This is a genomic window from Monashia sp. NPDC004114, from assembly GCF_053603855.1.
The window spans coordinates 82,997-106,080 of record NZ_JBSGGK010000019.1; the positions used below are offsets into that span (position 1 = coordinate 82,997).

Below are 23,084 nucleotides of genomic sequence, written 5' to 3' on the forward strand. Positions count from 1 at the left end.
CGGGGCCCCTCCTTGAGCGTCAGTCGTCAAGCGACACGGATCACGGGAACAGCGTCCCCGGCCCGCTGTCGTTGTTGAACGTGAACACCGTGTTCTCGGTGCAGTTGCTCTGGCGGCCGGTGTGGGCCTGGTCGCCGGTCGCGTACGTGACCTTCCAGTACACGGTCGTGTTGGTGTCGACCGCCACCGAGGTGTTGGCCGTACCGACAGTCACCGAGTTCTGGCCGCCGACGTTGGACTTCGTCTCCGTGTAGAGCCGGCCGGTGGTGCCGCCCGCCTGGCAGTTGGCCAGGTTGTTGTACAGGCTGAACACCACGGTGCCGCCGGACGGAAGGTTGTCACCCGCGACGGACGACGAGATGGTCGCCGAGTCGTTCGGGAACGCCTTCTGAGCGGTGGAGATCGTGGTCGGGATCTGGCGGACGACGACGTCCTCGTTGGTGTCGTCGCAGGCCGCGTTGTGCGTCGTACCCAAGGTGTTGGGCGAGTCGCCGCCGTACGAGGCGACCCAGTGGTACGTGCCGGGAGCGTCAGGGGTGAAGCTGACCGGTCCGTACGTGTTGTCGCCACTGACAGACACCGTCTGCGGGTTGGTGCCGGTGCCGGTCGCGACCGTGGTGCAGTCCGCCTTGTACAGCGTGAAGGTGATCGTGCCGCCCGCCTTGCCACCAGGCGTGGTCGGGTTGATCGAGCCGTCAGTGCCCTTGCCGCCGCTGCCCTGGTGGTCGGCCGTGTTGGTCAGGGTCGCCGTGTCGGTGACCGGGTTGCCGAAGTCGACCGGGCTCGAGCCTGCCTGCGTGACAAGCGCAGACTGGCGCGGTGTGACGGTGAAGCACTCACCCGTGGTGGCGTCACTCGACGGCGGGACACCGGCAGTCGAGTCGCCACTGAACTCCGCCCTCCAGCAGTACCGTCCGACCTCGGTGATCGTCGCAGCGCTGGATGCGTACGTGCCGTTGGCGATGATCGTCTGCGTGCTGCCGATCTGGTCGCCGCCAGACGCGCAGCCGGTGCCGGCCGGGACGCTGGGACCACAGATGAAGAACTTCAGCGTCCCACTGAAGGCGCTGATGCCCGTCACCGTGATGACCGCACTGTCGGTGTTCGTCAGGGCGGTCCCCCCGGAGGCCGGGATCTGAGCCGTGGTGAAGCTCGGCGTCGTGACCGTCGTCGACGTGCACTCGCCAAGCGTGCCGAGCGAGAAGTCGAACAGCGTCGCGGTCAGCGACTGCGAGGACCGCGTGTCAGCCATGAACGTGTTGAAGCACTTGCCGCCGAGACCCGTCTGGGTGAGGTTCAGACCACCCTCGAAGAACTCAGTGGAGCGCAGCGAGTGCCCGACGCCGTCCTGCTTGTTCGAGGTGCTCCACGGTGTGGTGATCGTCGCCGTGTTGACCGTTGCACACGCGTTGTCATTGGCAGCGGTGTTCTTGCAGTCGGCGCCGTGGGCCGAGGCGATCGGGGTCGTGCCCAGAGTGCCGTTGGCGCCGCCATTCCATCGGTAGGCGTCGATGTTGCTCACGACACCGCCGTTGGTGAAGGCAGAGACGACGAGCAGGTCGCCATCGGTGTGCTGGCCGGTGAACGTTGCCGTGCCACCGTTGTCGGTACAGCCGACGTTCGGGTCCTGCAGGAACCAGAACGCGACGTTGGCGTCACCGGTGTTCGCGTTGCGCTCGAGGGCGAAGTAGAGGATCTGGTCGCCGTTCGGCGCGGTGTAGGCCGTCGCGTAGGAGTTCATCACGTCGATCTTGCTGTTGACGTTCGAGGAGAAGGTGCACTGCCACCCGCTGATGGGCAGAGTGTCCTTGCTACCTGTGGTGAACGTCGTGGCATCGCTCGTGTTGAACGTCCCATTCGCGTTTGTGGTGAAGTCGTTGTCGAAGACCGCGGCCGTGAAGCCGGCCGGGAGCGGGTTCTTCTTCGCTCCGGCAGCGGTGAAGATGCTGTCCCAGTCGACCGTCTGCGTGGTGCCCCCGACGGTGGTCGTCGTGGACGCGAGGACGTCGCCGTCGAGCTGGAACGTGTTGTCGTGGACTGCGAAAGCCGGCGGCACGTTGCCGGCGAGGAACATGGCCGCACCGACCGCTATAGCGGCGGTGACGGCCTTGAGCGTCCGCCTGCGCGGACTCTTCTTGGGAGTACCCATATCTGCCTGCCCCTTCGGGGAACTGAGCCCGATGTTCTGCGACCGCGCGGACCCCTCGCCGCACTGCGGTCGCGTACCAGCCCCCCGAAGACTGATGCAGTGCGCCGGTCCCCCGCCCCGGCGTGTCTCCTCGGCGCCCCCGAGCGCCGTAGATGTACGTGCTGGGGCCGCTCCGCGCCCGACATGCAAGCACGTGGCCGCCCATCCCCGACGACATCCAGTAAAGATGCTATGGAGCCCTATTGCGCCGCACAGGCAAATGCGGAATAGTCACGGACTTCCTTCAAAATTTCCCTCTCATGGGGCCACAGTCCCCACGGCGCGACGTTAGTTAATGGCCTTCTTTCGGGATTCATCAGCACTTGTCGCCATAGGGAACGATTATCCGGATCAGTTGCCTTGCAGTGGGTTTGCGCACGGCCTGGGCGTCTGCCATCCCGCACCTACGCAGCCGCACCGCCCATTGGCGCAGGTTCTGCATTTCGCCTCGCCATTCCTGAGGCCGACCTACGCTCTTTAGTGGATGTGTCGGGATCGCCGGACCGGTCGTATTGGCGAGTTCGTCCCTACAAGGTCGGGTTGATCCAGGTTGGTCCACGGACCTTCCCGACATATGCCACCACCTTCGCGCCGCGCGTATCGAGGGGACGCGTTACGCCTCTGACCCGTCGACGTGGTCGATCCGACCACGCACGCAGGCCCGAGTCGGGGTTCGGGACAGCACCATCCAGGAAAGTAGGAAGCACATGAAGGGCACCAGGTCCCTCCTCATCGCGATCGTCGCGTGTATCGCTGCGATCGTTCTCGGCGCCAACTCCGCATCCGCGGCCGTCAACGTCAAGTCACAGCCCACCGCCGTCTTCAGCGGCGCGTCCGTGACCGTCTCCGGCGGCAACTTCAGCGGACTCGGCAACATCCCGGCCTTCGGGCAGGTCACCGCGACCGGCCAGGCCAACTACGACTGCGAGAACCCCTCGGGCAAGGTCGTCCCGGGCCAGAACCCGGTCCAAGCTCAGGCCGGCGTCTCGCCGCTCGTCCAGCTCGCGACGGACAAGAACGGCCGCGCGACGGTGCCGCCGATCACCGCGACCATCACCGCTCCTCCGACCCCGACCGCCCAGCAGGTCGGGTGTGGCGGCGTCGGTAACACCCAGTGGACCGTCGTGCTCCGCAGCCTCGAGGCGACCGGCGCACAGCTCGTCGTCACGCAGGACGGCCAGCTGGTCCTCTGCCGCAACTACAGCAGCACCGGCCCAGCCGCAGGCAGCGCCTGCTGAGCGACGCCCATACCCGTATGCCGCTCGGCCCTCCTACCCGGCCGGGCGGCATACGTATGTCCGGGCGACGGATGGGCAACGGATGGGCAACGGGTGGACGAGCGACGGCTCAGTGCGCGTGCTCGAGCAGCTCCTGGCGCCCTGAGCCCAGCACGGTGAGCGGGAGCAGCTTCTTGCCCGTCGGTCCGATCTCGATCTCCGTGCCCATCTGGGGGCACACGCCACAGTCGAAGCACGGCGTCCACCGGCAGTCGTCGACCTCGGTCTCGTCGATGGCGTCCTGCCAGTCCTCCCACAGCCAGTCCTTGTCCAGGCCCGAGTCGAGGTGGTCCCAGGGCAGCACCTCGGACTGGGCCCGCTCCCGCGTGGTGTACCACGCCACGTCGACCGGCTCGTCGGCAAGGGCGGTCTCGGCGGCCCGCATCCAGCGGTCGTAGGAGAAGTGCTCCGACCAGCCGTCGAAGCGGCCGCCGTCGCGCCAGACCTGCTCGATGACGCGTCCCACCCGCCGGTCGCCACGGGAGAGCAGCCCCTCGACGATGCCGGGCTGGCCGTCGTGGTAGCGGAACCCGATCGACGAGCCGTAGCGCCGGTCGGCGCGGATCGCCTCGCGCAGCTTGAGGAGCCGCGCGTCGGTGTCCTCGGCGCCGAGCTGAGCCGCCCACTGGAAGGGCGTGTGCGGCTTGGGGACGAACCCGCCGATCGACACAGTGCAGCGAATGTCGCGGCGGCCGGACACCTGGCGCCCGGTCTCGATGACCTTCTTGGCGAGCTCGGCTATCTGCAGCACGTCATCGTCGGTCTCGGTGGGCAGGCCGCACATGAAGTAGAGCTTGACCTGCCGCCAGCCGGCGCCGTATGCCGCGGCGACAGTCTTGATGAGGTCGTCCTCGCTGACCATCTTGTTGATGACCTTGCGGATCCGCTCCGAGCCGCCCTCCGGGGCGAACGTGAGCCCCGACCGTCGGCCGTTGCGGGTCAGCTCGTTGGCGAGGTCGATGTTGAAGGCGTCGACGCGGGTGGACGGCAGGGACAGCCCGGTCTGGGTGCCCTCGTAGCGGTCCGCGAGGCCCTTGGTGATGTCCGCGATCTCGCTGTGGTCGGCGGAGCTGAGCGAGAGGAGGCCGACCTCCTCGAACCCGGTCGCGGCCAAGCCGCGCTCGACCATCTCGCCGATGCCGGTGATCGACCGCTCGCGCACGGGACGGGTGATCATGCCCGCCTGGCAGAACCGGCACCCTCGGGTACAGCCACGGAAGATCTCGACCGACATCCGCTCGTGCACCGACTCCGCCAGAGGCACGAGCGGCTGCTTCGGGTAAGGCCAGGCGTCGAGGTCCATGACCGTGTGCTTCGAGACGCGCCAGGGCACGCCGTGCGCGTTCGGTGCCGGAGCGACGCGCTTGATGCGGCCGTCGGGCAGGTAGGACACGTCGTAGAACGCGGGGACGTACACGCCACCGGTGCGAGCCAGGCGCAGCAGCAGCTCGCGCCGCCCACCGGGACGGCCCGCCGCCTTCCACTCCCCCACGATGTCCGTCACCGCGAGCACCGCCTGCTCACCGTCGCCGACCACCGCGCAGTCGATGAACTGCGCGATCGGCTCGGGATTGAACGCGGCGTGGCCACCCGCCATGACGAGCGGGTCATCCTCGCCGCGGTCGGCGGCGTGCAGGGGGATGCCGGCCAGGTCGAGCGCGGTCAGCAGGTTGGTGTAGCCCAGCTCGGTCGAGAACGAGACGCCGAAGACGTCGAAGTCGCGCACCGAGCGATGACCGTCCACGGTGAACTGCGGGAGGGCCGCCGACCTCAGCTGCGCCTCCATGTCGGGCCACACGGCATACGTCCGCTCGGCGAGGGCGTCGGGCCGCTCGTTGATGACCTCGTAGAGGATCATGACGCCCTGGTTGGGCACGCCGACCTCGTAGGCGTCGGGGTACATGAGCGCCCAGCGGGTGGTCAGCTCCTCCCCGTCGGGGCCGAAGCCGCCGACGTGCCAGTCCTTGACCGTGGAGTTGAGCTCACCACCGACGTACTGGATGGGCTTGTTGACCCGCTCCAGCAGGGGCTCGAGGGCGTTGAACAGGGACTCTCCGGGCATCGGACCATGATAAGGGTCCCCGAGTTCGGCGCGCGTCACGCCTGGACCGACGAGCGAAGCGAGCGCAGCGAGCGAGCCGAGGAGGGAAGGCGTGACGTCAAGGCGCGCCGAACACGGCGAGCGGAGCGAGCCCATGTCATTGTTCGGCGCGCGTCACGCCTGGACCGACGAGCGAAGCGAGCGCAGCGAGCCCACGTAATGACCTCAGTCGGAGTACATCGCGTCGAGCTCCACCTGGTGCTTCTCGGTGACCGCCTTGCGCCGCAGCTTCATGCTCGGCGTCAGGTCACCCTCCTCGATCGTCAGGTCCTTGTCGAGGATGGTGAACTTCTTGATCGTCTCCCAGCGGTTGAGCCCGTCGTTGAGCTGGTCGACGTAGCCCTGCACGAGCGCCCGGGCCTGGTCGGAGGTCACGATCTCGGCGTACGACGTGCCCGCAAGACCCGCCTTCGCGGCCCAGGCGGTGATCGCGTCGGGGTCGAGGGTGACCAGGGCTGTGGCGTAGTTGTGGCCGGCGCCGTGCACGAGGAACTGGCTCACGAAGGGGCACAGGCCCTTGAACTTCGCCTCGATCTCGGCCGGCGCGATGAACTTGCCGCCCGAGGTCTTGAAGACGTCCTTCTTGCGGTCCGTGACGTAAAGGAAGCCCCGCTCGTCGACGCGGCCGATGTCGCCGGTGTGGAACCACCCGTCGTCGGTGAGCACCTGCGCCGTGGCTTCGGCGTTGTTGTGGTAGCCGCGCATCACGCCCGGTCCCTTGATGAGGATCTCGCCGTCCTCCTGCGCGATCTTCACCTCCGTGCCGGGCAGCGGCCAGCCGACGGAGCCGTAGAGGTACGCCCCCGACTCGGGCTTGTTCACCGTCGTGCCCGACGAGCTCTCGGTGAGGCCGTAGCCCTCGAGGACGAGCAGGCCCACGGCGCCGAACCAGCGCGCGACGTCGGCGTTGAGCGGTGCCGAGCCGCTGATCATGAACCGGACCCTCCCGCCGAACCGCTCCTGCACCTTGGACAGCACGAGCCTCGTCGCGAGCTGGTGCTGCACCGACAGCACCGTCGACGGCTGCTCGCCACGGGTCCGGACGTCGCGCATCTGACCGCCGACGCCGAGCGCCCAGTCGATGAGCTTCTTCTTCACGCCCTGCTCGCCCGCGAACATCAGCATGATCCGGCCGTGCGCCTTCTCGAAGATGCGCGGTGGTCCGGCCATGAAGGTCGGCCGGATGACCGCCATGTTCTCGACGATCTTGTCGACCCGGCCGTCCACGGCGGTGGGGAAGCCGATCTGGAGGCCGGTCGCGACGAGCATCTTGCCGAAGACATGGGACAGCGGCAGCCAGAGGAACTGCAGGTCGTCGTTGGTCAGCGTTCCGATCGCGTCGATGACGGCGCCCTCGTAGACGACGCTGTCCTGGACGAGGCGCACACCCTTGGGCCGGCCGGTCGTGCCGGAGGTGTAGATGACGACCGCGAGGTGCTCGGGCCGGAGCTGGTCGATGCGGCTGTCGACGGCGTCCGGGGTCTGCGCCAGCAGCTCGCGACCCTTGGCCGCGAGCTCGTCGGTCGTGATGACCCAGCCGTCCTCGCTGCCGGACCCGGTCATCGTGATGACGTGGCGCACCCCCGGGACCTCAGAGCGGATGTGCTCCAGCTTGGCGACCTGCTCGTCGTCCTCGGCGAAGACGATCCCGCTGCCGGAGTCGGACAGGATGTACGCCACGTCCTCGGCGATGGTCGTCGGGTACACCGTCGTGGTCGCGCCGCCCGCGCAGATGATGGCGAGGTCGGCCAGGATCCACTCGACCCTGGTGGTCGACGCGATCGCGACGCGGTCCTCCAGCCCGACGCCGAGGCCGACGAGCCCGGCAGCCCACTCCGTGACGATGTCGTACGTCTGCCGCCACGTCAGCGTCGTCAGCTCAGTGCCGCCGTCCTTGAAGTAGAGGTATGCCGGCTGGTCGGGGGTCGCCTCGACCCGGGACCGGAAGAGCGCACCCACGCTCGAGGCCCGGTGGTCGAGGATGTCCTGCCTGACGTCCTGGTCGGCAAGAGACTGCAGGGGCATGGGGACTCCTTCGTCGCTGCGGAGCCCGTCATCGGCGTCTGCGGGCACCCGCCATGGCGGGATGATGTCAAGTTAGCGCGGTCCAGTCACGCGTTGGGAGGCGTTCGACACCGCACCGTGACGTGCGAGACGTCTGGGTGACACCGCAACACACCCGGATGGTGGAGCCGGCGCTCTGCGCCGGACCGGCGCTCTGCGCCGGACAGTGAGTCAGACCCGTTGCAACCATGGCGCGCTGTCGGGTTTCCGGGCGTGTTGCGGTGTCACTGCCGTCAGCCGGCGGCGCGGGGCGTGCTCGACGCCACGGCTCCGACGAGCCCGACGGCGATCCATGACGCGACCATCGACGAGCCGCCGTTGGAGACGAACGGCAGTGGCAGCCCGGTCACCGGTGCCAGCCCGAGGTTCATGCCGATGTTCTCGAAGGCCTGCACGCCGAACCACGCGGCGACCCCGATGGCGACGAGCCGACCGAACGCGTCCGCGCGCCGGGCCACGACAGCGGCACGCACGACGATGAAACCGATGAGCAGGATGACGCCCGCCGCCCCGAGGAACCCGAGCTCCTCCCCCGCCACCGAGAAGATGAAGTCGGAGGCCTGGAAAGGCACCAGGCCGCCCTGCGTCTGGTGTCCCTGGAAGAGGCCCTGCCCCGTGAGGCCACCCGAGCCGATCGCGATCCGCACCTGACGGGTCTGGTAGCCGATTCCTTCCGGGTCCAGGGTCGGGTCGAGGAAGGCCCGCAGCCGGTCTCTCTGGTAGACGCTGAGCACGGACGTCGAGAAGGCGCAGGCGACCACGCCGACGCCGGCGAGCACCACCCCTACGGTCCACACGAGCGGGGCGCCGGCTGCCGCGATGACCACGACCGACATCGCGACGAGGACCAGGGCCGAGCCGAGGTCAGGCTGGGCCAGCACCAGGACGATGGGAAGCCCGGCCACGACCCAGGCGAGGGCCACGTCGCGGTGCCGCTGCCGCAGGTCCCGCTCCGCCCGGTCGGCGAGCAGCATCGCGAGCCCGACCGCGAGCGCCACCTTCATGAGCTCCGACGGCTGCAGCGTGAGGCCGCCGGGCAGACGGATCCACGACCGGGACCCGTTGACGGTAGCCCCGAGCGGGGTGAGCACGAGCACGAGGCCGGTCACGGCGACGATGTACACGACCGGGGCGAGTGCCCTGGTCGTGCGCACGTCCAGACGCGTCACGCCGACAGCGCACGCCATCCCGGCCAGCACGGCGACGAGCTGCTTGAGCGCCATGCTGCTGCCGTGAGCGCCGCGGGTGGCCGACCAGACGAGGACCACGCCGACGAGCGACAGCCCGGCGGCACCGATGAACAGACCGAGGTCGACCCGAAGCCAGCCGCGGGGCCGGCTCGCGGCTACGACGGGACGATCGCGGACAGGATCGCCCGGCACCGGTCCACGTCCTGCGTCATCTGGCCGATGAGCGCGTCGACCGAGTCGAACCTCAGGGTCGGACGCAGGTGCGAGACGAACTCGATGGCGACGCGCTCGCCGTAGAGCTCGAGGTCGGTGCGGTCGAGGACGTAGGCCTCCACGCGCCGCTGGTGCCCGTCGAAGGTCGGGTTCGTGCCGACGGAGACCGCTGCGGGCAGCGTCCGGTCGTGGGCACCCGGGTCGAGGTCGAGACGGACGAGCCAGCCGGCATACACCCCGTCAGCGGGCACGAGGCCCTCGTGGTCCTGGGAGAGGTTCGCGGTCGGGAAGCCGAGCTCGCGCCCGCGGTGGTCGCCGTGCACGACGGTGCCGGTGACACGGTGTGGGCGCCCGAGGATCTGCGAGGCGTGCGTGACATTGCCCGCGAGCAGCTCGGCTCGCAGCTGGGTCGAGCTCCAGCGGGCGCCGTGCGCCTCGCCTTCCCCGATGTCGTCGAGGGCGACGACATCGAAGCCGTGGACGGTGCCGAGGTCACGAAGGGTCTCGACGTCACCGGAGTTGCGCACGCCGAACCGCGTGTCCTTGCCCACGACGACGGCCACGGCGCCGAGGGCGTCGACGAAGGTCGCTTTGACGAACTCCTCCGGCGTCTGCTGGGCGAACTCGTGCGTGAACTCCAGCACGAGCACGGCCCCGAGGCCGACGATCTCGAGCGCGTCGAGCCGTTGCTGGAGCGACATGACGGCGGCCGGCGCGCGGTCCGGGTAGAGCACGGCGATGGGGTGCGGCTCGAAGGTCACCGCCACGGGCGTCGCGCCCCGGTCCGCGGCCTCGCGGACGACGCGGGTGAGCACCTCGCGATGGCCCCGGTGGACCCCGTCGAAGTTTCCGAGGGTGACGACGGTGGTCCCGAGGTCGCCCGGGATGTCGTCGAGTCCGTACCAGCGGTGCACGGCGACCACTGTAGTGGCCGCTCCGGAACCGCCGCGCACGCCCGTCAGCGCGAGCCGGCGGAGGTGGCGAAGACCACCTTGGAACGGGCCATCGCGGTGGTCTCGTCGAGCACCGCGACGAGGCGACCGCCCGGGTCGATCGCGGCGACCGCCGCGGCCCCGCCGATGGTGCTCGCGATGCGCTGTCCGTGCCCGAGCCGCACGGCCTCCTCGACGGAGACCTCGTGGACGGGCAGCTGAGCGCGAGCAGCAGCTGCGATGGGGATGAGCGGTATGCCGTCCCGACCGTCCCGCTCGACCGTGGCCGCGAGCGCGTCGAGGGACACCGCCGAGTCGAGGCCGAACGTCCCGACGCGGGTGCGCCGCAGTGCCGTGAGATGGCCTCCGACGCCGAGCGCCGCACCGAGGTCGCGGGCGAGCGCCCGGACGTACGTGCCGGACGAGACGTCCACCTCGACATCGACGTCGACGACGTCGAGCTCCGGACCGACCTCGACGGTGGCCTGGCGCGGACGCACGGACAGGACGGCGAAGCGGCTGACGGTCACCGGCCGCGCGGCCAGCTCGACGGCGTCGCCCTGGCGCACCCGCGCGTAGCTGCGCACACCGTCGATCTTGATGGCACTCACGGCGCTCGGCACCTGCTGGATCTCGCCGGTGAGGCGGGCCACGGCCGCCGGCAGGGCCGCCTCGAGTGCGGGGATGTCGTCGACGCCGAGCGCCTCGACGGTCTCGCCCTCCGCGTCGTCGGTGAGGGTCGCCATGCCGAGTCGAATGGTCGCTGCATACGACTTGTCACAGCCGACGAGGAAGGTGAGCAGCTTGGTGCCGCGGCCGACGCCGAGGACGAGCACCCCGGTCGCCATCGGGTCGAGCGTGCCGGCGTGGCCGACGCGGCGCGTGCCACACAGCCGGCGTGCGCGGGCGACGACGTCGTGGCTGGTCCACCCTGCTGGCTTGTCGACGACGAGCAGGCCCCCGAGCTCGTCGCTCATAGCATGTCGAGGTCGTCGGGGTCCCCGTCGAGCAGGTCGGACTCGGCATGGTCGGCCGGCTTGCGGTACGGATCGGCATCGCCGGCATGGGTCGCGCCCGCGGAGGCTCGGGCGAGCTCCGCGTCCCGGGCCCGAGCCCGGGCCATGACGTCCTCGAGGTGCGCCGCGCCCTCGGGGATCGCGTCGGCGATGAACTCCAGCGACGGCGTGAGCCGGATACCGATGCCCTTGCCGACCGCGGAGCGGATCCGGCCCTTGTTCAGCTCCAGCACGTCGGCGGTGGCCTGCCGCTCCTCGTCGGAGCCGAACACGGTGTAGAACACGGTGGCGTGCTGGAGGTCACCGGTGACGCGGCAGTCGGTGATGGTGACGAACCCGAGACGCTCGTCCTTGAGCCGGAACTCGAGGTACTCGGCGACGATGACCTTGATCCGGTCGGCGATCTTGCGGGCGCGGGCGGGGTCGGCCATGGCTACCTCTTCCTGATGGTGACGGGCGCCCGGCGTGCCACGGGCGGGCAGCTCGAGCTCTTCAACCCTAACGGGCGGACGGCGCCGGCTCCCTGACCGGGAGACGGCGCCGTCTGTTGGGACGCGCTGTACGTCGGGGCCTCAGGCCCGCGGCTTCTCGCGCATCTCGTAGGTGGCGATGAGGTCACCGAGCTGCAGGTCGTTGAACGACCCGAGGTTGATACCACACTCGTAGCCCTCGCGGACCTCGGTGACGTCGTCCTTGAACCGGCGCAGGCCGGCGATCTCGACGTTCTCGGAGATGACCACACCGTTGCGGGTGATCCGAGCCTTCGAGCCACGCTTGATCTCGCCGCTGCGGACGATCGACCCGGCGATGTTGCCGAACTTGCTCGAGCGGAAGATCTCGCGGATCTCGGCCGTGCCGAGCTCGACCTCTTCGTACTCGGGCTTGAGCATGCCCTTGAGAGCCGCCTCGACCTCCTCGATGGCCTGGTAGATCACCGAGTAGTAGCGGATCTCGACACCCTCGCGCTCGGCGTAGTCGGCGTTCTGACCCTCGGCTCGCACGTTGTAGCCGATGATGATCGCGTTGGAGGCCATCGCGAGGTTGATGTTGTTCATCGTGATGGCACCGACACCGCGGTCGATGATGCGCAGGTCGACCTCGTCGCCGACGTCGATCTTGAGCAGCGCATCCTCGAGGGCCTCGACCGAACCCGACACGTCACCCTTGAGGATGAGGTTGAGGGTCTCGACCTTGCCGGCCGCGAGCGCCTCGTTGAGGTCCTCCAGGGAGATCCGCTTGCGGGCCTTGGCCAGCGAGGCCTGACGGTCGGCCGCCTCACGCTTCTCGGCGATCTGGCGAGCCGTGCGGTCATCGGGCGCGACCACGAACGTGTCGCCGGCGCGGGGCACGGACGACAGGCCGAGCACCTGGACGGGACGGGACGGGCCCGCCTCGTCGACGTGCTGGCCGTGCTCGTCGAGCATCGCCCGGACGCGGCCGTAGGCCGAGCCGGTGACGATCGCGTCGCCCACCTGGAGCGTGCCCGTCTGCACGAGCACGGTCGCGGTGGCACCGCGGCCGCGGTCGAGGTTGGCCTCGATGGCGACACCCTTGGCGTCACGGTCGGGGTTGGCGCGCAGGTCGAGCGCCGCGTCGGCCGTCAGCAGGACCGCCTCGAGCAGGCCGTCGATGTTGATGCCCTGCTTGGCCGAGACGTCGACGAACATCGTGTCGCCGCCGTACTCCTCGGCCACCAGGTTGTACTCGGTGAGCTGCTGGCGGATCTTGGCGGGGTTGGCGCCCTCGACGTCGATCTTGTTGACGGCGACGACGATCGGCACATCCGCGGCCTGGGCGTGGTTGAGCGCCTCGATGGTCTGCGGCATGACGCCGTCGTCGGCGGCGATGACGAGGATCGCGATGTCGGTCACCTTGGCACCACGGGCACGCATGGCGGTGAACGCCTCGTGGCCCGGGGTGTCGATGAAGGTGATCGCGCGCTCGATGCCCTCGTGCTCCTTGCGGACCTGGTAGGCACCGATGTGCTGGGTGATGCCACCCGCCTCGCCCGCAGCCACGTCGGCGTTGCGGATCGCATCCAGCAGTCGCGTCTTGCCGTGGTCGACGTGGCCCATGACGGTCACGACCGGCGGACGTGCCTCGAGGTCCTCTTCGTCCTCGGACTCGATGCTCGCGTCGAGGTCGATGTTGAACGACTCGAAGAGCTCGCGCTCCTCCTCCTCGGGCGAGACGACCTGGACGTCGTAGCCGAGCTCGGCGCCGAGGAGCTTGAAGGTGTCCTCGTCGAGCGACTGCGTCGCCGTGGCCATCTCACCGAGGTGGAACAGCACGGTGACCAGCGATGCCGGGTTGGCGTTGATCTTGTCCGCGAAGTCGGTCAGCGACGACCCGCGACGCACGCGGATGACCGTCGAGCCGTCGCCGCGCGGGACGGTGACGCCACCGATCGACGGCGCCTGCATCTGCTCGAACTCCTGGCGCTTCGCGCGCTTGGACTTGCGTCCACGCACGGGACGGCCGCCACCGCGGCCGAAGGCACCCTGCGTGCCGCCACGGCCACCGGGACCGCCACCACGCGGGCCGCCACCGAAACCGCCACGGCCACCGCCGCCGCCGGGACCGCCACCAGGGCCGCCGCCGAAACCGCCGCGGCCGCCAGCGCCGCCGCCGGGACCACCACGGCCCGGAGCAGGACGCTGGCCGGGACGGCCGACCGTGCTGCGCTCCGGCATCATGCCGGGGCTCGGACGAGGACCGCCGGGACGCGGCGCACCACCGGGTGCACCGGGCCGACCGGCACCGGGGCCACCGGGTCGCGGAGCGCCGCCGGGACCCGCGGGACGCGGGCCGCCCGGGCGCTGCTGCGGACGCGGCATACCCTGGCTCGAGCTGAACGGGTTGTTGCCCGGGCGCGGGCCGGCGTCGCTGGGACGCGGGCCACGGCTCTGGCCCATGCCCTGGCTGGAGGCGAACGGGTTGTTGCCGGGTCGCGGCTGCCCCGGACGGGGAGCCGGACGCGGCCCCGACGAGCCGGAGCCGCCCTGGCCACCGTCACGGCGCGGCTGCGCCGGGGCGGGGGTGGGCGTCGCCGCGCGGGCTGCGGGTGCAGCAGGCACCGACGGCGCCGGAGCGGACGGCGCAGCAGCCGCCGGTGCCTTCGGCGCCGGAGCGGGGGGTGCTGCGGGTGCCGGTGCGGCCTTGGCGGCCGGTGCCGGTGCAGCGGCGCGAGCCGCCGGCGCGGGCGCTGCAGGTGCAGCAGCCGCCGGTGCCGCCGCCCGGGCGGCAGCTGGCGCGGCAGGAGCTGCCGCGGCAGGCGCCGGGGCAGCCTGCTTCGGCGCGGCGGGCGCCGCGCTGGGGGTCGCAACCTTCACGGCTGCGGGCTTGGTGTCGTCCTTCTTGTCGTTGCCGCCGGCGCGCAGCTCAGCGGGGAACGTCTCCTTGATCTTGCGGACGACGGGGGGCTCGATCGTCGACGATGCCGACCGGACGAACTCCCCCTGGCTCTTCAAATGTGCGAGCAGGGTCTTGCTCTCGACTCCGAGCTCCTTCGCGAGCTCGTAGACCCGGACCTTAGCCACATCTCTCCTGTCTCGGTCCGACCTGACAGGAGTGGCCGAACCGTGGTTATTGCTGGGGCTTGCTCATCGCTGAGTACTCATCGGGTGCTCATAGCGTTTCAACCCGCCTTGGTTCTTTTGACTGATCTATTGACTGATCCAACTCGCGTGGCCACCGCATCTGGCTGCGGCCACACGTCGTGCTACGGGCGCTGGATGCCGAGGTGTTGTGCGACCGCGCTCACGTCGACCGCAGCCTGCAGGCACAGGGCACGTCCGAACGCCTTGCGGCGCACTGCCAGCTCGAAACACTCGGGCGTCGGGTGCAGCCATGCACCACGTCCCGGCATCCGGTGTCTCGGGTCAGGATGGAGAGGAACGGGGGTGATCCCGGCATCTCTGTCCGTCGCCGCGACGACTCGCAGCAGTGCCGACCAGCTATCCGTCCCTCGACATCCCACACACGTGCGGGATGGCTCGGCACGGAGTCCAGTCCGGTCGGCCACAGACAAGTCTACCGCGTGCACGACGCTCCCCGCTCCACGGGGTGTGGCGCCGTCAAGGGTTCAACAGCTGGACACCTCTGGGTATGCCGCCCGCCACGTGAGGGGGCGAAGAGTCGGTCGGCGTGGGCTGCGGAGTCGATGCTCACTCGTCGTCGGGGGCGGCCTGGACACCGCCGCCCGGCGCGTTGGCCGGCTCGGTGTCGGGCCGGATGTCGATGCGCCAGCCGGTCAGCTTCGCGGCCAGGCGGGCGTTCTGCCCCTCCTTGCCGATGGCGAGGCTGAGCTGGTAGTCCGGCACGACGACGCGGGCGGCGCGGGCCGAGCTGTCGACGATCTCCACGGACTGCACCCGGGCAGGCGACAGGGCCGCGGCCACGAAGACCGCGGGGTCCTCGGAGTAGTCGACGATGTCGATCTTCTCGCCGCGCAGCTCGGTCATGACGGCCCGGACGCGGGCGCCCATCGGCCCGATGCAGGCACCCTTGGCGTTGACGCCGGGCACCTTGCTGTGGACGGCGATCTTGGTGCGGTGCCCGGCTTCGCGGGCGAGCGCGGCGATCTCGACGGTGCCGTCGGCGATCTCGGGGACCTCGAACTTGAAGAGCGTGCGCACCAGGTTGGGGTGGGTGCGGCTGAGGCCGACCTGAGGGCCCTTGGGGCCACGCTTGACACTGACGACGTAGCAGCGCAGGCGCTCCCCGTGGACATAGCGCTCCCCCGGCACCTGCTCCGCGAGCGGCAGGATCCCCTCGACCGTGCCGAAGTCGACCAGCACGTTCCGGGGGTCCTGGCTCTGCTGGATGATGCCCGAGATGACATCGCCCTCGCGGCCCTTGAAGTCGCCGAGGATGGCCTCGTCCTCGAGGTCGCGCAGCCGCTGGACGATGACCTGCCGGGCGGTCGAGGCGGCGATCCGCCCGAAACCTTCAGGCGTGTCGTCGAACTCGGGACCGGGCTCGGCTCGCACCGGCCGCTCACCGTCGTCCGAATCGAGCAGCTCACCCTCCTCACGTGCCCAGACCACGACGTGGCCCGTCTTGCGGTCGAGCTCGACCCGGGCGATCTTGTAGCTTCCCTCGGTGCGGTGGTAGGCGACGAGCATGGCCTGCTCGATGGCCGGGATCAGCACGTCCAGACTGATGTCGCGTTCCCTCTCCAGGGCTCGCAGGGCGGCCAGGTCGATGTCCATCAGAGGTCCCCTTCCACGGCGGACGCCACGTCCGCGTCATCGTCAGTCACGTCAGTGACGTCGTCGGTCACGTCGCTGCTCGCCCCGGCCGGCTCGGCGCGCTTGAACTCCACCTGCACCACGCCGCGCTGGACCGTGTCGAGGTCGAGCGTCACCTCGCGCGCGGGCGTCTTGCGGGTCGCCTCGACCGACAGCGTGAGGCGGTCGGCGCCGACATCGACGAGGCGACCGGTGTCCGTGCCGTCGGTGTGAACGACCTCGACGAGGCGGCCGACCTGCCGACGGAGCTGGTCGCGCGAGGTCAGCGGCCGGCCCACGCCGGGAGACGACACCTCGAGGACGTACGGACTCTGGCCCATGACGTCTCCGGCGTCGAGCTCGTCGCTGACCGCCCGCGTCGCGTCGGCCACCGTGTCGAGGCTCATGGGCGGGACGGCGCTCGTCGTGTCGGCCGCGTCGAGGTTGCTGATGTCCGTGTCCACGAGCACGCGGACCACCCGGCGCTTGCCGGCCGGAGACACCGAGACCTCCTCGACGACCAGCCCGAGGGGCGCGAGCACCGGCTCGAGCGCCGCCTTGATCTGCTGGGCCGTGGTCATGCCCGACGCCTCCCTTTTTCTCGAATGCCGCGACGACGCGCCGCCGGGTGCCGGAAGCGCGGAACCCCGCGGTGCCCTCCACTCTATCGGCGGTGGGGTGTCCTCGCAGACCGCCCAGCCCGTGCGAAGATCACCGCATGGACGGCGACACCCGTGGACTCGGGTCACGGGTGCTGAACCACCTCGGCAACCCGCCCCGCCGTCTCTTCGTCGTCGGTGGGGCCGCCGCAGTCCTTGCCGTCCTCGTCGACGGCGGTCTGCGGCTCGACCTGCCCCAGCCGACGCCACCACCGCCGACCCGCAAGAAAGCGCCCGACGAGGCGCTCCTGCTCGACGTCGTCGGCGACCTGCAGGTGCTCGTCGACGGCGAGACCGCCGTGCTGGCGGGGTCCGGTGCGAGCGCAACCGTGCGACGGCTGCGCGCCGTGCAGACAGAGCAGCTCCGAGTCCTCAAGGGACGGCTCACCAACGCCGGGGTGCCGACCGCCGTCATCAACGCCGCGGTGGCGAGGGCGCGCGCCGGGAAGGCGGCCTCGACGGCTCCGACGACAGCGACCGGCACACCCACCCCCGCCGGCACGCCGAGCACCACGACCACGAACCACGCGGCCCCACGGACCATCCGCACGCGCGCCCAGCTCGCCGCCGCCCTCGACTCCCTCACGGCCTCCGACTGGGACCAGGTCGCCAAGGCGACACCGCAGACCCGAGAGCTGGTGGCGGCGGCATACGGCGTCCGTCTCGCGGGAGCGGTCCTGCTCGGGCGCGATGTCGAGCCCGGCCCGGCCAGCCCCGCACGGACCGAGATCATCGACCGCACCCAGCCGCTCGTGTACGCGTTCGAGGTGGCGGCGGCACAGAGCCGCGGCGACGAGCAGTCACGAGCCGCCGACACGCTCACCTCGCTGGGCCGCCTCGGGGTCAGCCTCTCCAGCGCCACCGGCTCGGAGCCGAGCGGCTGGGCCCTGCCCTTTCCCGTCACCACGCCCGAGGACGCCGCCCGCCTGGCCACGGACGTGCTGCGCACGGCCGTCGACGCGGCCACCGACGCAGCCGGGTCGAACCCGACCGGTGCGGCGCTCGAGGACGTCGGTCGCTGGACCGCACACGTGCAGGCCCTGGCAACGAGGTGGGACGTGCCCCTCACGCCCTTCCCCGGGGCCTCGGCGTGAGCATCGACCTGGTCCCCGCCCACTTCGCACACGCAGTGAGCGGGTACGCCGCCGACGGCTACATCTCGGGCGAGGACTGGCTCGCCTCACTGCCGGCCCTGCTCGTCGACCTGCTCGACGAGTGGGAGCTCGAGCCCGTCGGCCGGAGCATGAGCGGCGCCTGCTCTGTGGTCGTGCCGGTGCGGCTGATGGGTGGCGGACGCGAGGTCGTGGGCGCGAGTGGCGAGGGAGTGCTCAAGGTGACCTGGCCGCACCCCGAGGCGGCGACCGAGAGCATCGCGCTGCAGAGCTGGAACGGCCACGGCTCGGTGCGGCTCGTGCGGGCCGACCCGACCCGCTTCGCGCTGCTGCTCGAGCGGCTCAACCCACGCGACCTGACCAGGGTCGAGATCGACGAGGCGTGCGGCGTCATCGGCGACCTCCTGCACACCCTGCGCCGGCCTCCCCACCCACGCGTGCCGGCGCTCACGGCATACGCGCAGCGACAGGCGCGTGAGCTGCGCGACGCACCGGCGCTGCTCCCCCGGCGCTATCTCGACCAGGCGGCCGCCTTGGCCGGCGAGCTCGTCGCGCGGCCGCCGGCCGAGGACCGGCTGCTGCACACCGACCTGCACTTCGCGAACGTCCTTGCGGGATACCGCACCCCGTGGCTGGCCATCGACCCCAAGCCGATGGCCGGCGACCCGGCGTTCGAGGTGGCGCCGGCGCTGTGGAACCGCTCCGACGAGCTCGGGACCGGCTCGCAGATCCGGTGGTCGCTGCGCCGCCGGCTGGAGATCATCTGCGAGCGCGCCGGCATCGACGAGGGACGTGCGCGCGCCTGGACGATCGTGCGTGAGGCCGACAACGGCCTCGACGCGGCGATGTCGGCACGGTCCGGCGCCGACCGGGACACCCAGGCGTGGGCGCGGGAGAGGGTCAGCCTCGCGGTCATGATCATCAAGGCGATGAACGACTGAGGCTGCTCCGACCACCTCGTGGGACGCGGGATCAAATCGTTTCGATATCGAACGCTTGAACCCTTAACCTTGTCCGGCACCCCCAACACTTCGATGTCGAAAGGCACTCGCATGCCTCGCCTTGCCATGCCCACCTTCCGTGAACCGCGCTCGGCCATGCCGTCGCCGGCTCGCGAGATCGCACGCATCGCCGTGCCGGTGAGCATGGAGTTCGTCCTCATGCTGGTGCTCAACTTCGTCAACCAGATCGTCGTGGGCGGCCTCGGCGCGACCGCGATCGCCGCCGTCGGCTTCTCCAACAGCCTCACCTTCATCCTCGGAGTCACCCTCGGCGCGCTCGGGACGTCGGTGGCCATCCTCGTGGCGCGCGCTCACGGCGGTGGCCGGCACGAGACGCTCGACCACACCGTCACCGCGGCCGTCGTTGCCGCGCTCGTCCTCGGTGCCGTCGTGTCGTTCGTGCCGTGGCTGGTCTCGGACCACCTGCTCGGGCTCGTGGGAGCGTCTCCGTCGGTCGCGGCCGCCGGCACCGACTACTTCCGGCTGACGGTGCTGGCCACGCTGCCCGTCGTGCTCAGCGCGGTCATGTCGGGGGTGCTGCGCTCGGTCGGCCGCGCCACGAGCCCGATGATCGCCACGATGATCACCGTCGTCGCGAACTCGGTCATCGCCTACTCCCTCGTCACCGGAGTCGGCCCGCTGCCCGCGCTCGGCGTCGCCGGAGCCGGCTGGGCGACCCTCGTCACGGCGACCGCGAAAGCGCTCATCCTCGCTTGGATGGCGTTCGGCCCGCGACGTGTCGTGCGCTGGAGCCTTCCGGACGACCTGCGCGGATGGCGCACGGTCATCGTGCCCCTCTTCGTGCTCGCCCTGCCCCTCGGTGTCACCGAGCTCTTCTGGACCGTCGGGACATTCCTCTACAACGTCGTCTTCCAGCAGCTCGGCGACGAGGCGCTCGCGGCGGCGCAGATCGTCACCACCCTCGAAGGCATCTTCGTCGTCGGCAGCATCGGCCTCATGGCGGCGACGACGGCACTGGTCGGCCGATCGGTCGGTCGCGGTGACATCACCGATGCCGTGGCGTGGGTGCGGCGGGTCAAGAAGGCGGGCGTCGGCACAGCGATCGCCTTCGGCCTGCTCTTCGCCGTGTCGGTGCTGCTGCTCGACCCGCTGTACGGCGAGGCCGGCCCGAACGTGCGGCTCATGGCCGGGGTCGGCATCCTGCTCAACGCCGCCTTCCAGGTCGTCAAGGTCCGCAACATGATCGTCGGTGCCGGGGTGCTGCCCAGCGGGAACGACGTGCGCGGCGTCATCCTCGGCGACGTCGTCGGCGCGTTCGGGGTCGGCCTGCCCCTCGCGGTCCTGCTAGGCCTGCACACGCCGCTCGGCTTCGTGGGGATCATCGCCGCCCGCATCGTCGAGGAGCTCGTCAAGCTGGCGATCTTCAGCTACCGCGCCCGCCGGATCAAGTGGGAGCAGCTCGTCGCCACCGCTGCCTGATCCCCGTGCGTCGCCTAGCGTGAGGGGATGAGCAACCGCCTCGGCGAGGCCACCAGCCCGTACCTGCTGCAGCACAAGGACAACCCCGTCCACTGGCAGGAGTGGGGCCAGGAGGCGTTCGCCGAGGCGCGGCAGCGCAACGTGCCGGTGCTGCTGTCGGTCGGGTATGCCGCGTGCCACTGGTGCCACGTCATGGCGCACGAGTCGTTCGAGGACGAGACAGTCGCAGCGGCCGTCAACGAACGCTTCGTCGCCGTGAAGGTGGACCGCGAGGAGCGTCCTGACATCGACGCGGCATACATGTCAGCCGTGCAGGCCACGACCGGTCAGGGAGGCTGGCCGATGACGGTCTTCCTCACACCCGAGGGCGAGCCCTTCTTCGGCGGGACCTACTTCAACCGCACCCAGTTCATGCGCATCCTCGCGGCGCTCGACGACGCGTGGCGCACGAGGGAGCAGGAGGTGCGCGCCTCCGCCACCCACATCGCGTCCACCCTGGCCGGGGCGTTGCGGCCACCCGAGCCGTATGCCGTCGAGCCGGACGCCTTGTCCCGCGCTGTCACCGTGCTGTCCCGCCAGTTCGACGCTCGCGCAGGCGGTTTCGGTGGCGCCCCCAAGTTCCCGCCGTCGATGGTGCTCGAGTTCCTGCTACGGCACCACCACCGCACTGGGGACCAACTGGCGCTGGAGATGGCCGAGCGGACCCTGGAGAAGATGGCGCGCAGCGGCATGTACGACCAGGTGGGTGGCGGGTTCGCCCGGTATGCCGTAGACGCGGACTGGGTGGTGCCGCACTTCGAGAAGATGCTCTACGACAACGCCCTGCTGCTTCGCGCCTACACGTCATGGTGGAAGGTGAGCCGAAACCCGCTGGCGGAGAGGGTCGTTCGTGAGACTGCCACATTCGTCATCGACGAGCTCGGCACGCCCGAAGGTGCTTTTGCGTCGTCGCTCGACGCCGACACCGACGGCCAGGAGGGGCTCACCTACGTCTGGACGCCGGGCCAGCTGCGCGACGCCCTCGGTGCGGATGCGGACGCCGCCGCCCGGCTCTTCGCGGTGACAGCCACCGGCACGTTCGAGCACGGCAGCTCGACGCTCCAGCTCCCAGCCGACCCCGCCGACCCCGCCTGGTTCGCCGACGTGCGCGAGCGCCTGGCGGCCGCGCGCTCAGCACGCCCCCAGCCGGGGCGGGACGACAAGGTCGTCTGCTCCTGGAACGGCCTGGCCATCGGCGCCCTCGCCCAGGCCGGCGCGGCCCTGGGTGTCGACGAGTGGGTAGCAGCCGCCCGCCGATGCGCCGGCTTCGTGGTCGACACGCATCTGGTGGACGGGGTGCTCTACCGTGCGTCCCGCGGCGGCCTCGTCGGCACCGCGCGCGCCGTCGCCGACGACCACGGGAACCTCGCGGAGGGACTGCTCGCGCTGCACCAGGCAACGGCCGAGACCCAGTGGCTCGACGTCGCCCGATCCATCCTCGGCGCCGCCACCCGTGACTTCGCCGCCGGCGACGGCGGCTTCCACGACACCGCCGACAACGCCGAGTCGCTCTACCTGCGCCCACGAAGCGCCGCCGACAACGCCGAGCCGTCCGGCCAGTCGGCGCTCGCGGGTGCGCTCGTGACCCTGGGCGCGCTCACCGGGGACCCGGCAGCGCTGGATGCCGGGATGGCCGCGACCGCGGCCGGCCTCGGGCTCGCTGTCCACGAGCCGAGGTTCGGCGGGTGGTCCCTGGCGGTGGCCGAGGCCGTCGTCAGCGGGCCGCTCCAGGTCGCAGTCGTCGGAGACGGACCGACAGCGGACGCCCTCGAGAGGGTGGCGCGGGAGTCGGCCAGCCCCGGCCTCGTGGTGGTCCGAGGAGAGCCCGACGCTCCCGACGTGCCGCTGCTCGCGGACCGGACCCTCGTGGCCGGGCGGCCTGCGGCCTACGTCTGCCGCGGTATGGTCTGCGACCTGCCGACGACCGACCCCGACGTCCTGGTCCGCCAGCTTTCGGGCCGAGTCCGGATGGGCTGATACACCGGGCGAAGACGCGTATGGGCCACGGCAGGTCACAGTCCTCAGTGGGTGCCCGCGCCCGTTCGGCTCGGCCTGATGCACCGGGCGCCCCTTCGCCCGTGCATACCGTTGGCAGCGGGCTCGGGTCCCGCCCCAGTCCCGCGTCGACTCTCATCTGCGCGCCTACCGCCGCCGGGGCATCCGGGCGCGCCGGGTTGTCCACATCATTTACCTAGTGTGAAGCACGTTTGCGTTCGGTTGTCAGTGGTCACTTCTATCCTTGAGACATGCACACCGGCACCCCGACCCAACGCGACACGCCACCCCACGGCGCGCCCGTCACCGGTGCCCCCGCGACCGGCGCGCGCGGGACCGGTGCGAGGGGGTCTGGCGACTCGGGTGGGCCCGACCCAGCCAGCCGCCGCTGGCAGGCGCCCGGTCCCAACGGGGGTGTCGGGGGTGTCGGGGGTGTCGGGGGTGGCGCGCCCGGGCTGGTCGGGACCCTCGGGTCGCTGCTGGCCACGATGCAGCACGCGTTGGGGGTCTCGCCCTGGTCGCTGTCCGAGGCCGACATCGGCCAGGCCCTGGGCCAGGCCCAACAGCTGCGCGCGCTGGCCGACACCCTGACCGCGGTCCTGGCCGCCGAGGCCGACACCCGCGGC

At 70.5% G+C, this 23,084-nt stretch carries 16 protein-coding genes and 1 pseudogene; 6 read left to right on the top strand and 11 right to left on the bottom strand.

All coding sequences use genetic code 11. From position 1 onward, the window contains the following. Positions 1–40: 40 nt before the first annotated feature. Positions 41–2,149, bottom strand: coding sequence for a hypothetical protein (locus ACWEOW_RS20660; protein WP_452271129.1), 2,109 nt, complete (start codon positions 2,147–2,149; stop codon positions 41–43). Between the two features lie 746 nt (positions 2,150–2,895). Between ACWEOW_RS20660 and ACWEOW_RS20665 the strand changes: the two genes are divergently transcribed. Beyond that, positions 2,896–3,426: a hypothetical protein gene (locus ACWEOW_RS20665; protein WP_452271130.1), complete on the top strand. Its 531-nt coding sequence runs from the start codon at positions 2,896–2,898 to the stop codon at positions 3,424–3,426. A gap of 109 nt (positions 3,427–3,535) precedes the next feature. On the opposite strand, the gene ACWEOW_RS20670 is transcribed toward ACWEOW_RS20665, so the two are convergent. The 10 genes from ACWEOW_RS20670 to ACWEOW_RS20715 form a co-directional block, all read right to left on the bottom strand. Further along, entirely contained in the window at positions 3,536–5,527 is a 1,992-nt protein-coding gene (locus ACWEOW_RS20670; RefSeq protein WP_452271131.1) for a TIGR03960 family B12-binding radical SAM protein, read from the bottom strand. A 204-nt stretch (positions 5,528–5,731) separates the two neighbouring features. Next, positions 5,732–7,591 (bottom strand): AMP-dependent synthetase/ligase, encoded by a 1,860-nt coding sequence (locus ACWEOW_RS20675; protein ID WP_452271132.1) that lies wholly within the window; start codon positions 7,589–7,591, stop codon positions 5,732–5,734. Positions 7,592–7,863: 272 nt separating this feature from the next. Next, entirely contained in the window at positions 7,864–9,012 is a 1,149-nt protein-coding gene (locus ACWEOW_RS20680; protein WP_452271133.1) for an FtsW/RodA/SpoVE family cell cycle protein, read from the bottom strand. Next, on the bottom strand, positions 8,976–9,947 hold the full coding sequence (locus ACWEOW_RS20685; RefSeq protein ID WP_452271134.1) for a bifunctional riboflavin kinase/FAD synthetase: 972 nt from the start codon (positions 9,945–9,947) through the stop codon (positions 8,976–8,978). Before ACWEOW_RS20685 ends, ACWEOW_RS20680 begins: the two co-directional genes overlap by 37 nt. A 44-nt stretch (positions 9,948–9,991) precedes the next feature. Next, a complete protein-coding gene (truB, locus tag ACWEOW_RS20690; RefSeq protein WP_452271135.1) occupies positions 9,992–10,942 on the bottom strand; it encodes a tRNA pseudouridine(55) synthase TruB in 951 nt (316 codons plus the stop codon). Continuing rightward, complete coding sequence (rbfA, locus tag ACWEOW_RS20695) at positions 10,939–11,412, bottom strand: 30S ribosome-binding factor RbfA (RefSeq protein WP_452271136.1); 474 nt, start codon at positions 11,410–11,412, stop codon at positions 10,939–10,941. The genes truB and rbfA overlap by 4 nt, the downstream gene beginning before the upstream one ends. A 141-nt stretch (positions 11,413–11,553) precedes the next feature. Continuing rightward, positions 11,554–14,520, bottom strand: coding sequence for a translation initiation factor IF-2 (gene infB / locus ACWEOW_RS20700; protein ID WP_452271137.1), 2,967 nt, complete (start codon positions 14,518–14,520; stop codon positions 11,554–11,556). Positions 14,521–14,702: 182 nt separating this feature from the next. Then, positions 14,703–15,026, bottom strand: a complete 324-nt coding sequence (locus tag ACWEOW_RS20705) for a YlxR family protein (RefSeq protein WP_452271138.1) — start codon at positions 15,024–15,026, stop codon at positions 14,703–14,705. A gap of 121 nt (positions 15,027–15,147) precedes the next feature. Then, positions 15,148–16,194: a transcription termination factor NusA gene (gene nusA / locus ACWEOW_RS20710; RefSeq protein ID WP_452271139.1), complete on the bottom strand. Its 1,047-nt coding sequence runs from the start codon at positions 16,192–16,194 to the stop codon at positions 15,148–15,150. Further along, the gene (locus tag ACWEOW_RS20715; RefSeq protein WP_452271140.1) at positions 16,194–16,793 is read right to left on the bottom strand and encodes a ribosome maturation factor RimP; all 600 of its coding nucleotides are present in this window, start codon (positions 16,791–16,793) and stop codon (positions 16,194–16,196) included. The genes nusA and ACWEOW_RS20715 overlap by 1 nt, the downstream gene beginning before the upstream one ends. A 137-nt stretch (positions 16,794–16,930) precedes the next feature. On the opposite strand from ACWEOW_RS20715, the gene ACWEOW_RS20720 reads away from it, so the two are divergent. The 5 genes and pseudogenes from ACWEOW_RS20720 to ACWEOW_RS20740 all read left to right on the top strand — a co-directional run. Then, positions 16,931–17,965, top strand: a complete 1,035-nt coding sequence (locus ACWEOW_RS20720; RefSeq protein WP_452271141.1) for a hypothetical protein — start codon at positions 16,931–16,933, stop codon at positions 17,963–17,965. Further along, complete coding sequence (locus ACWEOW_RS20725; RefSeq protein ID WP_452271142.1) at positions 17,962–18,924, top strand: aminoglycoside phosphotransferase family protein; 963 nt, start codon at positions 17,962–17,964, stop codon at positions 18,922–18,924. The genes ACWEOW_RS20720 and ACWEOW_RS20725 overlap by 4 nt, the downstream gene beginning before the upstream one ends. A gap of 111 nt (positions 18,925–19,035) precedes the next feature. Then, complete coding sequence (locus ACWEOW_RS20730; RefSeq protein WP_452271143.1) at positions 19,036–20,424, top strand: MATE family efflux transporter; 1,389 nt, start codon at positions 19,036–19,038, stop codon at positions 20,422–20,424. 27 nt (positions 20,425–20,451) lie between these two features. Further along, positions 20,452–22,440 (top strand): thioredoxin domain-containing protein, encoded by a 1,989-nt coding sequence (locus ACWEOW_RS20735; protein WP_452271144.1) that lies wholly within the window; start codon positions 20,452–20,454, stop codon positions 22,438–22,440. Between the two features lie 269 nt (positions 22,441–22,709). Next, positions 22,710–23,084, top strand: a pseudogene (locus tag ACWEOW_RS20740) (hypothetical protein); the annotation flags it as partial.

Coding starts and splice junctions, on each gene's coding strand:
- ACWEOW_RS20660 (WP_452271129.1), bottom strand. CDS start 2,149: ATGGGTACTCCCAAGAAGAGTCCGCGCAGGCGGACGCTCAAGGCCGTC.
- ACWEOW_RS20665 (WP_452271130.1), top strand. CDS start 2,896: ATGAAGGGCACCAGGTCCCTCCTCATCGCGATCGTCGCGTGTATCGCT.
- ACWEOW_RS20670 (WP_452271131.1), bottom strand. CDS start 5,527: ATGCCCGGAGAGTCCCTGTTCAACGCCCTCGAGCCCCTGCTGGAGCGG.
- ACWEOW_RS20675 (WP_452271132.1), bottom strand. CDS start 7,591: ATGCCCCTGCAGTCTCTTGCCGACCAGGACGTCAGGCAGGACATCCTC.
- truB (WP_452271135.1), bottom strand. CDS start 10,942: ATGAGCGACGAGCTCGGGGGCCTGCTCGTCGTCGACAAGCCAGCAGGG.
- rbfA (WP_452271136.1), bottom strand. CDS start 11,412: ATGGCCGACCCCGCCCGCGCCCGCAAGATCGCCGACCGGATCAAGGTC.
- nusA (WP_452271139.1), bottom strand. CDS start 16,194: ATGGACATCGACCTGGCCGCCCTGCGAGCCCTGGAGAGGGAACGCGAC.
- ACWEOW_RS20715 (WP_452271140.1), bottom strand. CDS start 16,793: ATGACCACGGCCCAGCAGATCAAGGCGGCGCTCGAGCCGGTGCTCGCG.
- ACWEOW_RS20720 (WP_452271141.1), top strand. CDS start 16,931: ATGGACGGCGACACCCGTGGACTCGGGTCACGGGTGCTGAACCACCTC.
- ACWEOW_RS20730 (WP_452271143.1), top strand. CDS start 19,036: ATGCCTCGCCTTGCCATGCCCACCTTCCGTGAACCGCGCTCGGCCATG.
- ACWEOW_RS20735 (WP_452271144.1), top strand. CDS start 20,452: ATGAGCAACCGCCTCGGCGAGGCCACCAGCCCGTACCTGCTGCAGCAC.